Annotated in this window: 12 protein-coding genes and 1 pseudogene; 11 read left to right on the top strand and 2 right to left on the bottom strand. The window is 62.2% G+C overall.

Features of this window, described 5'->3' with window-relative positions:
* The first annotated feature begins 1 nt into the window (after window position 1).
* Window positions 2–964 (top strand): AEC family transporter, encoded by a 963-nt coding sequence (locus ACZ9IU_RS11180; RefSeq protein WP_038542956.1) that lies wholly within the window; start codon window positions 2–4, stop codon window positions 962–964.
* Here the strand turns inward: ACZ9IU_RS11180 and ACZ9IU_RS11185 are convergent.
* Entirely contained in the window at window positions 941–2,143 is a 1,203-nt protein-coding gene (locus ACZ9IU_RS11185; protein ID WP_038542958.1) for a UbiH/UbiF family hydroxylase, read from the bottom strand. The genes ACZ9IU_RS11180 and ACZ9IU_RS11185 overlap by 24 nt on opposite strands.
* 186 nt (window positions 2,144–2,329) lie before the next feature.
* On the opposite strand from ACZ9IU_RS11185, the gene pcsA reads away from it, so the two are divergent.
* The 9 genes and pseudogenes from pcsA (at window position 2,330) to ACZ9IU_RS11230 (ending at window position 13,844) form a co-directional block, all read left to right on the top strand.
* Window positions 2,330–3,058, top strand: a complete 729-nt coding sequence (gene pcsA, locus ACZ9IU_RS11190) for a phosphatidylcholine synthase (RefSeq protein WP_046601006.1) — start codon at window positions 2,330–2,332, stop codon at window positions 3,056–3,058.
* A gap of 167 nt (window positions 3,059–3,225) precedes the next feature.
* Entirely contained in the window at window positions 3,226–4,800 is a 1,575-nt protein-coding gene (locus tag ACZ9IU_RS11195) for an ABC transporter ATP-binding protein (RefSeq protein WP_038542960.1), read from the top strand.
* Window positions 4,790–5,881, top strand: coding sequence for an ABC transporter permease (locus ACZ9IU_RS11200; RefSeq protein WP_038542962.1), 1,092 nt, complete (start codon window positions 4,790–4,792; stop codon window positions 5,879–5,881). The genes ACZ9IU_RS11195 and ACZ9IU_RS11200 overlap by 11 nt, the downstream gene beginning before the upstream one ends.
* Entirely contained in the window at window positions 5,881–6,807 is a 927-nt protein-coding gene (locus ACZ9IU_RS11205; RefSeq protein ID WP_038542964.1) for an ABC transporter permease, read from the top strand. The genes ACZ9IU_RS11200 and ACZ9IU_RS11205 overlap by 1 nt, the downstream gene beginning before the upstream one ends.
* 47 nt (window positions 6,808–6,854) lie before the next feature.
* Window positions 6,855–7,928, top strand: a complete 1,074-nt coding sequence (locus tag ACZ9IU_RS11210) for a BMP family ABC transporter substrate-binding protein (protein WP_038542966.1) — start codon at window positions 6,855–6,857, stop codon at window positions 7,926–7,928.
* Between the two features lie 210 nt (window positions 7,929–8,138).
* A pseudogene (glmU, locus tag ACZ9IU_RS11215) lies at window positions 8,139–9,501 on the top strand (bifunctional UDP-N-acetylglucosamine diphosphorylase/glucosamine-1-phosphate N-acetyltransferase GlmU).
* A gap of 120 nt (window positions 9,502–9,621) precedes the next feature.
* Window positions 9,622–11,448, top strand: coding sequence for a glutamine--fructose-6-phosphate transaminase (isomerizing) (gene glmS / locus ACZ9IU_RS11220; RefSeq protein ID WP_038542971.1), 1,827 nt, complete (start codon window positions 9,622–9,624; stop codon window positions 11,446–11,448).
* Window positions 11,449–11,540: 92 nt separating this feature from the next.
* Window positions 11,541–12,224, top strand: coding sequence for a DUF502 domain-containing protein (locus ACZ9IU_RS11225; protein ID WP_038549191.1), 684 nt, complete (start codon window positions 11,541–11,543; stop codon window positions 12,222–12,224).
* 135 nt (window positions 12,225–12,359) lie between these two features.
* Window positions 12,360–13,844: an esterase-like activity of phytase family protein gene (locus ACZ9IU_RS11230; protein WP_038542973.1), complete on the top strand. Its 1,485-nt coding sequence runs from the start codon at window positions 12,360–12,362 to the stop codon at window positions 13,842–13,844.
* Between the two features lie 96 nt (window positions 13,845–13,940).
* On the opposite strand, the gene recG is transcribed toward ACZ9IU_RS11230, so the two are convergent.
* Window positions 13,941–16,046: an ATP-dependent DNA helicase RecG gene (gene recG, locus ACZ9IU_RS11235; protein ID WP_038542976.1), complete on the bottom strand. Its 2,106-nt coding sequence runs from the start codon at window positions 16,044–16,046 to the stop codon at window positions 13,941–13,943.
* 90 nt (window positions 16,047–16,136) lie between these two features.
* Between recG and ACZ9IU_RS11240 the strand changes: the two genes are divergently transcribed.
* Window positions 16,137–16,466, top strand: coding sequence for an FAD assembly factor SdhE (locus tag ACZ9IU_RS11240; RefSeq protein ID WP_038542977.1), 330 nt, complete (start codon window positions 16,137–16,139; stop codon window positions 16,464–16,466).
* Window positions 16,467–16,473 lie beyond the last annotated feature (7 nt).

A 16,473-nucleotide genomic window follows, 5' to 3' on the forward strand; every position in this document is an offset into this window, starting at 1 on the left:
GATGGCCGATATCATTGCATTGCTGTTGCCCTTCTTCGGCCTGATCTTCATCGGCTATCTGGCCGCGAGAGTGACGAAACAGCCGGCCGAAGCGCTCGGCTGGATGAATACGTTCATCATCTACGCGGCTCTGCCGGCGCTGTTCTTCAAGCTCGTTTCCCGCACTCCGGTCGAGCAGCTGACCCGGGCCGACTTCATCTTCGGCGAGATCGGCGCGACCTACCTGGTCTTCTTCGTTCTCTTCCTGATCGGCTTCTTTTTGCGTCGCAATTCGTTTGCCGATTGCACCATCCAGTCGTTTGCCGGCGCCTACGGCAATATCGGCTATATGGGGCCGGGCCTGGCGCTGCTGGCTTTCGGCGAGGCGGCAGCGGTGCCAGTGGCGCTGATCGTCTGCTTCGAGAACGCCGCGCATTTCATCGTCGCACCGGCGATGATGGCGGTGGCCGGCGGCGACAAACGCCCAGCCGCCCATGTGGTTGCCGATATTGTCCGGAAAGTGGTGATGCATCCCTTCATCATCTCGACGGCGCTGGGCTTCTGCTTCGCGGCATTTGCGGTGCAGCCGCCGGCAGCCTTCCAGCGGCTCGTCGATTATCTCGCGCAGGCTGCAGCACCGTGCGCGCTATTTGCCATGGGAGTGACGCTGGCGCTGAGGCCGATCAAACGTGTGCCGGTGGAGATCGGTTATATCGCGGTCTTCAAGCTGATCCTGCTGCCGATGACGACCTATACGGTCCTGTCGCTGATCGGCAATTTCGATCCGGTCTGGATCTATTCCGCGATGCTGCTTTCGGCGCTGCCGACAGCGACCAATGTCTTCGTCATCAGCCAGCAATACGGCGTCTGGCAGGAGAGGGCGTCGGCCAGCATCCTGATCATCACCGTTGCGTCAGTGGCGACTCTCCCGGCGCTGCTCTACCTCATCAATTCCGGAACGTTACCGCCGGATCTCTTTCCGTAAGGCATCGACGACAGCGCGCAGGCCCCGACCGGGCTCGATCCCCTCGCGCATCAAAAGGTTTCGGAGCGGCGGCGCATTGGTGAGGATGTGCAGGCCGGCGGCCCGCAGCATCTGCACCGGCAGGAAATCCGACAGCAGCGAACGGTTGAGAAGATCGACGCCGACGGTGCGGCTGACGATGTCCGGCCCGCGGCGCCGGTTGAAGCGATCGCCGGCATCGGCTGCGATCGGGCGATCGCTGGTTGCGACGAGCAGTTCCGAAAGTGCGATGATATCGCGCAGCGACAGGTTGAGGCCCTGCGCGCCGATCGGCGGAAAGGCATGTGCGGCCTCGCCGATCAAGGCCAGCCGACCCTTGCCGAACCGCTCCGCCATCAGGCTGGAGAGCGGCCAGGCTTGCGCCGTGCCTTCGACTGTCACCTTGCCGAGCATCGATTGCATACGGTTTTCGACCAGCCGCGACAGTTCCCCGGTCGGAAGTTCGACAAGTCGGCGAGCTTCATCCGGCTTCACCACCCAGACGAGGCTGGAACGCAGGCCCGGCAGGGGAACCTGCGTGAACGGCCCGCTTTCGGTATGGAATTCGGTCGAGATATTGCCGTGTGGCACGCTGTGGGCGAAATTCAACACCATCGCCGATTGTGGATAGGACCAGCGTCGCACGCCGATGCCGGCGGTCTCGCGGGCCTTTGAATTGCGTCCATCCGCGGCAGCCACGAAGTCGGCACCGATCGAGGCGCCGTCCGACAGCGTCAGCATGGCTCGTTCGGCCGAGAAGTCGAACGTCTCGACGTTTTGCGCGATCCTGCTGATATTCGGTTCGGCGGCAACGGCGGCATCCAGCGTTTCCGATAGCGCCCGGTTGGGAATGTTGTAGCCGAAGGCATAGAGTCCGACGTCCTGCGCCCGGAACTGCGCCGTCGGTGCGCGCAGCAGCCGTTTGGTGCCGTCGATGATCTGCATCACCGAAAGCGGGGCGGCCGAAGCCGCAATGTCTTCCCAGACGCCAAGCCGTTCGAGAAAACGGATGGACTGGTCCATCAGCGCGGTCGTGCGTTCATCGGTCTTTTCGGATGGCGGTGCGATCAGCGCCACCTTGCGGCCGGCCCGCGCGAGCGCCAGGGCGGCAACCGATCCGGAAAGTCCCCCGCCCACCACCGCAATCTCGAAATGCTGCATGTCCGTCGTCCTGCGCTGCAAATGTACGATGGATTATCTAGAGCTTTGTGGCGTGCATATCCATGGGACACGGCAGCGCAGCATAGAAAAAGCAATGCTTTATGTCTGGCGGCGGCCCCAAGCTGGTTGCAATGCGCGGTGATTGGCCGCATACCTCGCCGGATGAGGGAAAGACGGGACTGACGCGTGATCAGACGAATCTTCAATTACAAAAAAGTTCCGTATGCTGAAATCCGCGCCTTCTCGGTTCATCTGCTGACGGCGTCCGGCTCGTTCCTTGCTTTCCTCGGCGTCGTCGCGGCAGCCGAGCATCGTTTCGTCGACATGTTCTGGTGGCTCGGCCTTGCGCTTCTCGTCGATGGCATCGACGGGCCGATCGCTCGCAAGGTGCGGGTCAAGGAAGTCCTGCCCAACTGGTCGGGCGATACGCTCGACAACATCATCGACTACGTGACCTACGTGCTGCTTCCGGCGTTTGCGCTTTATCAGAGCGGCATGATCGGCGAACCTTGGTCCTTCGTTGCCGCAGGCGCGATCGTCGTCTCGAGCGCGGTTTATTATGCCGACATGGGCATGAAGACGGACGAGTACTTTTTCTCCGGTTTTCCGGTCGTCTGGAACATGGTGGTCTTCACACTGTTCGTCGTCGACGCGAGCGCAACGGCGGCTCTGGTCCTCGTCTCGGTCTCTGTCATTCTCACCTTCCTGCCGATCAACTTCCTGCACCCCGTGCGCGTCAAACGGCTCCGTCCGCTCAATCTGGCTGTCTGCCTCATCTGGTGCGCCCTCGGCGGCTATTCGCTGCTCCTGCATTTCGAGACGCCCGCCTGGGTCGTTTACGGCGTCGTCCTGAGCGGTATCTATCTCTATTGCATCGGCGGCGTGCTGCAGCTTTTCCCCAGTCTCGGAAAATAGCTGGACCTTCCTGCAACCCCCTTTCTTTAGTGTTGTGCGAAGCAACAAATACGGTATCAATATCAGTCGAATGTCCGGAGTGATCGCCGGATGTCGGGAAAATCAATACGCCGCGTCGCCCTGAAAAACCTCGAAGAAGGTCGGCCCGCGGTGAACGAGGGGGTTCAGTGACGTTATCCGAGGGTCCGACGACCGGTCCGCTTCTGTCGGTTCGAGGTTTGACCAAGCTTTTCGGCAGCTTCGCGGCCTGCAACGCGATCGATCTGGATATCGCGCCCGGCGAAATCCACGCATTGCTCGGCGAAAACGGCGCCGGCAAATCGACGCTGGTAAAAATGCTGTTTGGCGTGCTGCAGCCGAGCGCCGGCCAGATCCTCTGGCAAGGCGCGCCGGTGACGATCGCTTCGCCGGGCGGGGCCCGTCAACTCGGCATCGGCATGGTCTTCCAGCATTTCTCGCTGTTCGAGGCGCTGACGGTGGCGGAAAACATCGCGCTGTCGCTCGACCCGAAGATTTCTCTTGCCAGGATCTCGGACGAGGCGGCGTCGCTTTCCAAGGCATACGGCCTGCCGCTCGATCCCAATGCGCATGTGGCGGACCTTTCCGTCGGCGAGCGCCAGCGCATCGAGATCGTCCGGGCTCTGCTTCAGAACCCCAGGCTGATCATCCTCGACGAGCCCACATCGGTCTTGACGCCGCAGGAAGCGGACCGGCTGTTCGAGACGCTGTTCAAGCTGAAGGCCGAGGGTCGGTCGGTGCTCTATATCAGCCATAGGCTGGAGGAAGTGCGCCGCATCTGTGACCGCGCCACGGTTCTGCGCCACGGCAAGGTCACTGGCGCCTGCGATCCGAAAAAGGAAACGCCGGCCTCGCTCGCCCGCATGATGGTCGGCTCCGATGTCGCCGAAGTCCATCGAGACAACGCAGCAGCGCTCGGCGATATCCGCATCGAAGTCACCAATCTGTCTGTGCCGGCGCGCACGCCTTTTGCGGTCTCGCTGAAGAACGTCGCCATGAGGGTGCGCGCCGGTGAAGTGCTGGCGATCGCAGGTGTTGCCGGCAACGGCCAGGGTGAACTCTTCGATGCGCTTTCAGGCGAATATCCGGTCGCCGCGGACGAGGCGATCCGCATCCGCGGCAAGGCGGTCGGGCGCACCGGCATCAATGGCCGGAGACTGCTTGGCGCCGGTTTCGTGCCGGAAGAACGTCATGGTCACGCCGCAGTTTCCGCCATGGCGCTGTCGGACAATCTCCTGCTCGCCCGCAGCCAGTCGGACAAGCAGGCCTTTCTGTCCGGCGGCGCATTTTCCGTCATCCGCTTCGATGCGATCCGTTCCGCCACCCGCCGCATCTGCGAGGCGATGGATGTCCGCAAGAGCGGCGAGGATCCGCAGGCGGGCTCGCTCTCCGGCGGCAATCTCCAGAAATTCATCGTCGGGCGCGAGCTTGACCGGCAACCATCGGTGCTCGTCGTCAACCAGCCGACCTGGGGTGTCGATGCCGGCGCGGCAAGCCGTATCCGTCAGGCGCTGATCGATCTCGCCAGGTCGGGCTCGGCGGTGGTGGTGATCAGCCAGGATCTCGATGAGATCTTTGAGGTGGCGACGAATATCGCGGTGATCTCGGAAGGCCGTCTTTCCGAGCCCCATCCGGCCGGCACGCTGACGTTGGAACGTATCGGTCTGCTGATGGGCGGTATCCACGAAAGCCACTCCAATCCGGAGGCGGCGCATGCGCATTGAGCTCCAGAAGCGCGCCCGCGTCTCGACGCTGTTCTCGATCCTCTCGCCGCTGCTCGCCCTGGTGCTGACGCTGCTTTTCGGGGCCATTATGTTCTGGCTGCTCGGGAAGAACCCTATCAGCTCGCTCTACATATATTTCGTCGAGCCGTTGCTGGAGATCTGGTCTCTCCACGAGCTGGCTGTGAAGGCAGCGCCGCTGATCCTCATCGCCGTCGGGCTCGCTGTCTGTTACCGGTCCAACAACTGGAATATCGGCGCCGAAGGCCAATTCACCATAGGCGCGATCACCGGATCGATCCTGCCCGTCATGTATCCGGCCTGGCACTCGCCGATGATCCTACCGCTGATGCTGATCCTCGGCATGATCGGCGGCGCGCTTTATGCAGGCATCCCGGCGCTTTTGAAGACAAGGTTCAACACTAACGAAATCCTGACCAGCCTGATGCTGGTCTATATCGCCCAGCTTTATCTCGACTGGCTGGTGCGCGGACCATGGCGTGATCCGCAGGGCAACAATTTCCCGATCACGAAGACGTTCCAGATCGAGGCCGTCGTGCCGGAAATTCTGTCGTCGTCCGGCCGCGCCCACTGGGCCTTCGTTTTCGCGATCGTCGCCGCCGTGGCGTTGTGGTTCATGATGCGCTTCATGCTGAAGGGCTTCGAGGTCTCGGTGCTCGGCCAGTCGGAGCGGGCAGGGCGGTTTGCCGGCTTCTCCGCCCGCCGGATGGTGTGGTTCTCGATGCTGCTGTCGGGCGCGCTCGCGGGCCTTGCAGGCATTTCGGAGGTCTCCGGCTCGATCGGCCACCTGCAGCCGGTCATCTCGCCGGGCTACGGCTTCACGGCGATCATCGTCGCCTTCCTGGGACGGCTCAACCCTCTGGGAATCATCGCTTCCGGGCTCGTGCTGGCGCTCACCTATCTCGGCGGCGAGGCGGCGCAGCTGTCGATAGGCATTTCGGACAAGGTCAGCCGTGTCTTCCAAGGATTGCTGCTCTTCTTCGTGCTCTCCTGCGATACGCTGATCCACTACAAGATCCGGCTGATCTTTGCGGGCGCGAAAACGGCGGAGGTGAAGGGCTGATGTTCGAGGCGATCCTTCTCACCGTCATCACCGCATCGACCCCGCTGGTTCTGGCAGCTCTCGGCGAACTGGTGACCGAGCGCTCGGGCGTGCTGAACCTCGGCGTCGAGGGCATGATGATCATGGGCGCCGCCTGCGCCTTCGTTGCCGCGCAACTGACCGGCTCCCCTTATGTCGGCCTCCTCGCTGGCATCTTGGGCGGTGGGATCTTCTCGCTGCTCTTCGGATTCCTGACGCTGACGCTGGTGGCCAATCAGGTCGCGACCGGGCTTGCGCTCACCATCCTGGGGCTTGGGCTTTCCGGCCAGATTGGCGAGGCTTTCGTCGGCCAGCCCGGCATCAAGCTGCAGCCGATCGTCTTCCCGCTTCTCTCCGACATCCCGTTCTTCGGCCGCGTCCTGTTCGCGCAGGACCTCACCTTCTATCTCTCGGTTGTGCTCGTGATCGGCATCAACTGGTTCCTGTTCAGGAGCCGAACCGGACTGAAGCTGCGGGCGATCGGCGACAGCCATGCCTCCGCCCATGCTCTTGGCATCAATGTCATCCGCACCCGTTATCTGGCGGTTATGTTCGGTGGTGCCTGCGCGGGGCTGGCAGGCGCGCAGCTTTCGCTCGTCTACACGCCGCAATGGGTGGAGAACATGTCCGCCGGCCGCGGCTGGATCGCGCTCGCGCTCGTCGTCTTCGCCTCCTGGCGGCCGTGGCGGGTTCTGGCCGGCGGGTACCTCTTCGGCGCAGTCGGCATCGGCCAGCTGCATGCCCAGATCCTCGCCCAAAATCTCGGCATCGTCATACCGTCGCAATTCCTGTCGGCACTTCCTTATGCGGCGACTATTGTCGTGCTGATCATCATTTCGCATAATCGTCGCACGACGCTCATCAATACGCCGGCTTCGCTCGGGAAACCCTTTGTCCCCGACCGGTGACCGCGGAACCAAAAACAAAACGTCTTCAAGCCAATAGAGGTCAGGAAATGAAGAAACTGATTATCGCCCTTGCCGCATCGGCCGCCCTGATGGGCGGTTTTTCGACAGGCGCCCAAGCCCAGGAGAAGAAGAAGGTCTGTTTCATCTACGTCGGTTCGAAGACGGATGGTGGCTGGACCCAGGCGCATGAACTCGGTCGCCAGCAGCTCGACAAGGCATTAGGCGCCAAGGTTGAAACGCCCTTCCTCGAAAACGTTCCGGAAGGCCCGGATGCAGAACGCGCCATCGAGCGCATGGCTCGCTCGGGCTGCTCGCTGGTCTTCACCACCTCCTTCGGTTTCATGGACGCCACCGTCAAGGTCGCCGCGAAATTCCCGGATGTGAAGTTCGAGCATGCGACCGGCTTCAAGGCCGCTCCGAACCTCGCCACCTACAATTCGCGCTTCTATGAAGGCCGATACATCCAGGGCCAGATCGCCGCGAAGATGTCGAAGAAGGGCGTTGCCGGCTACATCGCCTCCTTCCCGATCCCTGAAGTGGTGATGGGCATCAACGCCTTCGAACTCGGCGCGAAGTCGATCAATCCGAACTTCAAGCTGAAGGTCGTCTGGGCCAATACCTGGTTCGACCCGGGCAAGGAAGCCGATGCCGCCAAGGCGCTGATCGACCAGGGCGTTGATATCCTGACCCAGCACACCGACACGACCGCTCCGATGCAGGTCGCCTCCGAGCGCGGCATCCTCGCCTTCGGCCAGGCCTCCGACATGATCGCGGCCGGCCCGAAGACGCAGCTGACCGCCATCGTCGACACCTGGGGTGCGTATTACATCAAGCGCACCAAAGCGCTGCTCGACGGCACCTGGAAGTCCGAGCAGATCTGGGACGGCCTGAAGGACGGCATCCTGACCATGGCGCCGTATACCAATATGCCGGACGACGTGAAGGCGATGGCCGAGGAAACAGAAGCCAAGATCAAGTCGGGCGAACTGCATCCGTTCACCGGCCCGATCAACAAGCAGGACGGCAGCGCATGGCTGAAGGCCGGCGAAAAGTCGGATGACGGCACCCTGCTCGGCATGAACTTCTACGTCGAAGGCGTGGACGACAAACTGCCGAAGTAACGAGGATTGGTCGGCCCGGCCGACGAAACGATCGGCGGATCGTTTCGAGCGACGAACGTCCGGAGCTAAGCGACGGGCAGTGGTCGAGTTCACAGAATGGAGGGCGCTTTTCGGGGCGCCCTTTTTGTTTCCGGCGCACATAAGGCTTTTATCGCCCGTCAATCATCTTGCTGGTATGAAGCGGCAAATCGCCTGAGAAGGAGAATCCCCATGAGCCGTTCCTGCCTTGCCGTCATCCTCGCCGCCGGCGACAGCACACGCATGAAATCGTCGATGTCGAAGGTGCTGCATCCGATTGCCGGGCGTCCGATGATCGCGCATGTGATGGCGGCGGTGGCATCGACCGGCGTGACCGAGGCGGCTCTGGTCGTCGGCCGCGACGCAGACGGAGTGGCCAGGGCCGGCGCGGTCGATGGGTGTTTCCGTCGAGGCTTTTCTGCAGGCGGAGCGCCGCGGCACCGGCCATGCGGTCCTGACGGCGAAGCAAGCGATTGTCCGCGGTTACGACGACATCCTGGTCGCCTATGGCGACGTGCCGCTGATCACTTCCGCGCCGTTCGCGGAGGCGCGGGAAAAGCTTGCCGCCGGCGCGGATGTCGTGGTGATCGGTTTTCATACGGACAAGCCGACCGGTTACGGCCGCCTGCTGGTTGAAAACGGCGAGCTGATCGCGATCCGCGAAGAGAAGGATGCGACGGACGAAGAGCGCAAGGTCACCTGGTGCAATAGCGGCCTGATGGCGATTAACGGCCAAAAGGCGCTGTCGCTTTTGGAGGGCATCACCAATCAAAACGTCAAGGGCGAATATTACCTGACGGATATCGTCGAGATCGCCCGCGCCGCCGGCGGCAAGGTCGTGGCGGTCGATGCGCCGGAAACGGAAGTCGCCGGCTGCAACAACCGCGCCGAACTGGCCATGCTCGAAAGGCTCTGGCAGGAACGCCGCCGCCACGAACTGATGATCTCGGGCGTCAGCATGATTGCGCCGGAAACCGTGTTCCTTTCATATGATACGCAGATCGGTCAGGACGTGTTGATCGAGCCCAACGTCGTGTTTGGTCCGGGCGTTCGGATCGACGGCGGGGCCGTGATCCACGCCTTTTCGCATATCGAAGGCGCTCATGTGAGCGGCGGCGCGACCGTCGGACCTTTCGCGCGGCTTCGCCCCGGAGCCGATCTTGCGGCCGGCTCCAAGGTCGGCAATTTCTGCGAGGTCAAGAATGCCAGGATCGACGAAGGCGCCAAGGTCAACCACCTGACCTATATCGGCGATGCCTTTGTCGGCGCCCATGCCAATATCGGCGCCGGCACGATCACCTGCAACTACGACGGCGTCAACAAGCACGAGACGCGGATCGGCGCCAACGCCTTTGTCGGTTCGAACTCGTCGCTCGTTGCACCCGTCTCGATTGGCGACGGCGCCTATGTCGCCTCGGGAAGCGTCATTACCGACAATGTCCCGGCCGATGCGCTGGCGCTTGGCCGTGCCCGCCAGGAAGTGAAGCCGGAGCGCGCGAAAATCCTCCGCGAGCGGGCACTCGCCCTCAAGGTCGCCAGGAAGGCGCAAAAGTAGCCCGGCCATTAACATTTGCGCGTTACTTTCCGACATCGAAAGTGACCGGCGGGCCGATTGCGCAAAACCTGCAATCGGCTAGGAGTTCGCGCGGGTTCCACGAAGCGAAGAGGGTCGTTCATGTGCGGAATTGTCGGGATCGTCGGAAATTCGCCGGTGGCGGCGCGTCTCGTCGATGCGTTGCGAAGGCTCGAATACCGCGGTTATGATTCCGCCGGCGTGGCGACCGTCCACGAGGGCCGGATGGACCGCCGCCGCGCCGAGGGAAAACTCTTCAATCTCGAAAAGAAGCTCGACGCCGAGCCGCTGCCCGGCACGATCGGCATCGCCCATACCCGCTGGGCAACCCACGGCGTCCCGAACGAAACCAACGCCCATCCGCATTTCGTCGATGGCGCCGCCGTCGTCCATAACGGTATCATCGAGAACTTTTCTGAGCTGAAGGACGAACTGCTGGCCGAAGGCGCCGTCTTCGAAAGCCAGACCGATACGGAAGTCGTCGCACATCTGCTCGCAAAATACACCCGCCAGGGCCTCGACCATCGCGCCGCGATGCTGGCGACGCTGAACCGGGTCTCCGGCGCCTATGCGCTGGTGGTGATGTTCGAGGACGACCCGGGCACGATCATGGCCGCCCGTTTCGGACCGCCGCTCGCGATCGGCCACGGCCGCGGCGAGATGTTTTTGGGGTCCGATGCCATCGCGCTGTCTCCGTTTACCAACGAGATCACCTATCTGGTCGACGGCGACTGCGCCGTCATGACCCACAAGGGCGCCGAGATCATCGATTACGACGGCAAGCCGGTGACCCGGCAGAGCCAGATTTCCCAGGCATCGGCCTTCATGGTCGACAAGGGCAATCACCGCCATTTCATGGAGAAGGAAATCTACGAGCAGCCGGAAATCATCTCCCATGCGCTCAGCCATTACATCGATTTCGCGACCCATACGGTGAAGGCGAACGATACGGCGATCGATTTCGGCAAGGTTTCCGGCCTGGCGATCGCCGCCTGCGGCACGGCCTATCTGTCCGGCCTGATCGGCAAATACTGGTTCGAGCGTTATGCGCGTCTGCCGGTCGAAATCGACGTCGCCTCCGAATTCCGCTACCGCGAACTGCCGTTGTCGCCGTCCCAAGCGGCACTGTTCATTTCCCAGTCGGGCGAGACAGCCGATACTCTGGCCTCCCTGCGTTACTGCAAGGACAACGGCCTCAAGATCGGCGCGGTCGTCAACGTCAGGGAATCGACCATCGCCCGCGAATCGGATGCGATCTTCCCGATCCTCGCCGGCCCGGAGATCGGTGTCGCCTCCACCAAGGCCTTTACCTGCCAGCTTGCGGTTCTTGCCGCGCTCGCGATCGGTGCGGGTCGCGCCCGCGGCACGGTGACGGCGGGCGATGAGAAGGCGATGGTGAAACACCTCGCCGAAATGCCGCGGATCATGAGTCGGGTACTGAACGACATCCAGCCGCAGATCGAGGCGCTGTCGCGCGAGCTGTCGCGGTTCAAGGATGTCCTTTACCTCGGCCGAGGCACCAGTTTTCCGCTTGCCATGGAAGGTGCGCTGAAGCTCAAGGAAATCTCCTATATCCACGCCGAAGGGTATGCCGCCGGTGAGTTGAAACACGGGCCGATCGCGCTGATCGACGAACATATGCCGGTGATTGTCATCGCACCGCATGACCGTTTCTTCGAAAAGACCGTTTCCAACATGCAGGAAGTGGCGGCGCGCGGCGGCAAGATCATCTTCATCACCGACGAAAAGGGGGCGGCGGCTTCCAAGCTGCCGACCATGGCGACGATAGCATTGCCGAATGTCGACGAGATCATCGCCCCGATGATTTTCTCGCTGCCGATCCAGCTGCTTGCCTATCATACGGCTGTCTTCATGGGCACCGATGTCGACCAGCCGCGCAACCTGGCAAAATCCGTCACGGTGGAGTGATATCCACCGGCTTTTCCTTGCATCGCAACATCGCATCCGGCATTGTCGCAACAGATGATTGCGGCGATGCTGAGAGTATGCAGGAAAATCGGATGAGCGACAGTCCAGAGCGAATATCGCTGGCCGGCCGTCTCAGGAACAACTTCCTAACCGGCCTGATCATCTGCGCGCCGCTTGCCATCACCATCTGGCTCACCTTCACCTTTATCGACTGGGCCGATAGCTGGGTTACGCCCTACATTCCGCGGCGCTACGATCCGCAATATTATTTCAACATCACCATTCCTGGCACCGGTCTGCTGATCGCCGTGGTGCTCATCACCATTATCGGCTTTCTCGGCAAGAACCTGATCGGCCGCTCGATCGTCAAGTTCGGCGAATCGATCCTGCACCGGATGCCGCTGATCCGCAGCATTTATAAGAGCATCAAACAGATCTTTGAGACGGTGCTGAAGGAACAGTCGACCTCCTTCAAGAAATGCGGACTGATCGAGTTTCCGAGCCCCGGCATGTGGGCGCTGGTCTTCATCTCCGGTGACGCGCAGGGGGAGATCGCGGCAAAGCTCAATGCGGACGGAGAGGAAATGGTCGGTGTCTTCCTGCCGCCGACCCCGGTTCCGACCGCCGGCTTCCTGATGTTCGTGCCGAAAAGCAAGATCATCATGCTCGACATGACGCCGGAAGAGGGTGCCAAGCTGCTGATATCGGGTGGCCTCATCGCGCCGGACTACAAGCCCATCCCCGGCCTGCCGACCGCCGTCCTGCCGGCGCCATAAGCGCCCGTGCGGGGCGTCACGTCAGTGTCACCGCAGCCGCCTAAGAAGAAGCAGGGAGCGCGCGTCGCAACATTCATTCGACGCGCAACGGCGGGAAGCCGCTGGCCCTTCTAGGCTTGAACAAGGAACCATTCCATGGGTTATGCGCGTAAGGCCGCACTGCTTGCGGCCACAATGATTGCTTCGTCTTTGATTTCGAACTCGGTCCTGCTGGCCGAGACGAGTGCTACGGGCGCCGGCATCACCATCGTTAACAAGGGCCTCGTCGCCGTCGGCCGCATTCCGGCCGGCCAGCGTGACAAGTTCGGCGAGACTTTCGGGTCCGGTTCCGGCATGGCGATCGACCCGACCGACTGGAAGAAGGATGCCGATGGTTATGCCGGTTCCCTCTGGTTGCTGCCCGATCGCGGCTACAATGTCGACGGCACGACCGATTACAATTCGCGTATCAACAAGATCGAGATCCGGCTGGCGCCAGCTGCCGCCGACCAGGCCCTGTCCTCCGACAAGCAGCAGGCTGGCGTTCAGGCAAAGCTCGCGGAGACCATGCTGCTGACCGACGACGCCGGCAAGAACATGACCGGTCTCGATCCGGAGTCGGGCGTTCGCGCCGCTGCGGCCAAAATGCCGGCCATGCCGCAGGCCTCGACCGGCAAAGTCTCCCTCGATCCCGAGGCCGTCATCCGCCTGGCGGACGGTTCGCTTTTGATCAGCGACGAATACGGCCCCTATATCTATCACTTTTCCATTGATGGTAAGCTGATCTCCGCTACTCAGCCGCCGAAGGCCCTGCTGCCGATGCGCAAGGGCCGGTTGGACTTCTCTTCCAACAATCCCGGCCCTGGCGGCAAGGTACCGGATCCGAAGGATCCGGAAAGTGGTCGCCAGAACAACCAGGGCCTCGAAGGCATGGCGATGACCCCGGATGGCAAGTTCGTGATCGCCCTGCTGCAGTCCGCGCCCATTCAGGATGGCGGCGACTCCAGCTCGACGCGCATGAATACCCGCGCCTTGGTCTATGACGCTTCCGACATCGACAACCTCAAGCTCGTGCATGAATATGTCGTGCCGCTGCCGACCTTTGATAACAAGGGCAAGGTTGCCGTTGCCGCCGCGAGCGAAATCCTGGCGCTGTCCGACAAGGCTTTCCTTGTTCTGGCGCGTGACAGCAATAGCGGCCAGGGCGTGAAGGGCGACACGTCGGTCTACCGCAAGATCAACCTAATCGATCTCACCAGTGCCACCGATATTGCCGGCACCGATTTCGACGGTCTCAAGCCGGTCGCTTCGAAGGGCAAGGTCGACGAGACCGTAAAACCTGCGGTCCTGACGTCGTTCATCGACATAAACGACGCCCAGGAACTCGCTCGCTTCGGCCTGCATAACGGCGCGCCGAACGACAGGAACAATCTTTCGGAAAAATGGGAAGCCATGTCGATCGCAAGCGCGCTCGATGCCTCCGCTCCGGACGACTTCTTCCTGTTTGTCGCCAACGACAACGACTTCTTGACCCAGGACGGTTTCCAGGTCGGCAATGCCTATAAGGCGGCCGGTGGCGCGGATGTCGACACCATGTTCCAGGTTTTTCGCGTCACGCTTCCGGGCGTTGCCAAGAAGTAAGGTCCCTAACGCAAGCCTTCTCCCCGACGGTCGGGGGGAAGGTCGAAGATCAACGTCAGATGATCTTGACCATCGTACCCCCTGCCGACGGCCGCATCACCCGGCTCTCAGGAACCGGATCGCCTCGTCGCGGCGGTGCAGATAAAGCAGCACGCGCATGTTCTGGCCGCGTTCGCTGGTGAGTTCGGGATCCCTCTCCAACAGATAGGCCGCATCCTTGCGGGCGATCTCCAGCAGGTCCGCATGCGCTTCCAGGCTGGCGATCCGGAAACCTGGCGTGCCGGACTGCCGGGTGCCTAGCAGCTCGCCTTCGCCGCGCAGCTTCAGATCCTCCTCCGCGATCAGAAAACCGTCCTCGCTGTCGCGCAGGATCGAAAGCCGCGCCCTGCCAGTTTCGCTGAGCGGCCCTTTGTAGAGCAGAATGCAGGTCGAAGCCTCGTCGCCGCGCCCGACGCGGCCGCGCAACTGGTGCAACTGGGCAAGGCCGAACCGCTCCGCATGTTCGATGACCATGATCGTCGCATCCGGCACGTCGACGCCCACTTCGACCACGGTGGTCGCGACCAATAACCGGATTTCGCCAGTCTTGAAGGCGCTCATCACCGCGTCCTTCTCGGGCCCGCTCATCCGGCCATGGATCAACCCGACATCACGACCGAGTTCCCTTGCGAGCACCGCATAACGCTCCTCCGCCGACATCAGGTCGGAAGCATCCGATTCCTCGACGAGCGGGCAGATCCAATAGGCTTTTTTTCCCTCGCCGATCGCGCTCCTGAGCCGGGCGACGATGTCGCCGATCCGTTCGGTTGGGATGGTGACGGTCTGGATCGGCTTGCGGCCGGCCGGTTTTTCGGTGAGCTTCGAGACGTCCATATCCCCGAACGCGGCGAGCACCAGCGTGCGCGGAATGGGTGTCGCGGTCATTACCAGCATATGCGGGGAAATTCCCTTGGCCGTCAGCCGAAGGCGCTGATGCACGCCGAACCGGTGCTGTTCGTCCACTACGGCGAGCATCAGATTGTGATAGTTGATCGCATCCTGGAAGAGCGCGTGGGTGCCGACGATGATCTGCGCTTCGCCTGACGCAATCCGCTCGATGATCTGGTCGCGCTCGCGTCCCTTGGTGCGGCCGGTCAGCACCTCGACCGCGACGCCTGCAGCACCTGCGAGCTTGGAGATCGTCGCAAAATGCTGGCGGGCGAGAATTTCGGTCGGCGCCATCAGCACCGCCTGGCCGCCGGCCTCGACGGCTGCGGACATGGCGAGCAGCGCCACCAGCGTCTTGCCGGCGCCGACATCGCCCTGCAGCAGCCGCAGCATGCGGTCTTCGCCGGCCATGTCCTTGATGATATCCGCGACAGCCGACTTCTGGCTGGGTGTCAGCGAGAAGGGAAGATTGGCGATGATCTTTGCGGCAAGATCGCCCTTCACGCGGATCGGCTGGCCCGGGACCTTGCGCACCCTCTGGCGCACCAGCGACAGGGACACCTGGCCGGCGAGGAACTCGTCATAAGCAAGCCGGCGGCGGGCAGGGGCCTGCGGATCGATATCCGCTGCGTCGCCCGGATCGTGCAGTCCGCGAAAGGCCTCCGCCACCGAAGGAAAACCCTGGCGCACGGCCAGCGCCGCATCCGCCCATTCTGGCAGTTCCGGCATGCGGGTGACGGCGCCGTCGATCGCCTTGCGCAGCACTTTCGGCGTCAGGCCGGCCGTCATCGGATATACCGGCTCCACCAGTGGCAGGTTTTCAGCCTCGGAAGACTTTACGATGAAATCCGGGTGCACCATCGAGGGCCGGCCGTTGAACCAGTCCACCTTGCCGCTCACCATCACCATCTCGTCGATCGGCAGCGACTTTTCCAGCCAATTTCCCTTGGCCCGGAAGAAGGTGAGCGCCAGCTCGCCCGTATCGTCGAGCAGGAAGACCCGATAGGGCATATTGGACTTGCCGGGCGGCGGCGGCTGATGGCGGTCGACCCGGCCTTCGATCGTGACGATCGCTCCTTGCGGCGAAAGCGCGATGCCCGGCCGGTTGCGCCGGTCGATCAGCGAGGAGGGAGCATGGAAGAGCAGATCCACGACGCGGCAGTCGTCCGGATCGTCACGGCCGGTGACGCGGGCGATCAGTTCGGCAAGCTTCGGCCCGACACCGGCAAGCGAGGCGACGGGCGAGAACAGCGGATCGAGTATGGCGGGACGCATGGCGCGCAAAATGCGATGGATTTTGCTCTCTTGGCAAGGTGACGAGGGCGGAAAAGCGTCCTATATGAACGGCAAAACAAGGACACGGCCATGACAGGACTATCCCGCACCAGCGCGGATCTCGACCCGCGCCGCCGGCGCATCCTCTATCGCTGCTGGCATCGCGGCATCCGCGAGATGGACCTGGTTCTGGGCAGTTTCGCGGAAGCCGAGATCGCCAATCTTGGGGATGCGGAACTCGACGAGTTCGAGGCGATCATGGGCGAGGACGACCACGACCTGCATGCCTGGATCACCGGGGCTCAAGTCCTACCCGAGCATAGGAAAACGCCGCTTTTCGCGCGTGTCGCTGCCTATAACCCGGATTTCGATCCCGTCACCAAAGCCTCCCTGGAAGCAAGGCTCGGAAACAAGATATGAATTCTGG

This window comes from Mesorhizobium sp. USDA 4132, assembly GCF_056279545.1.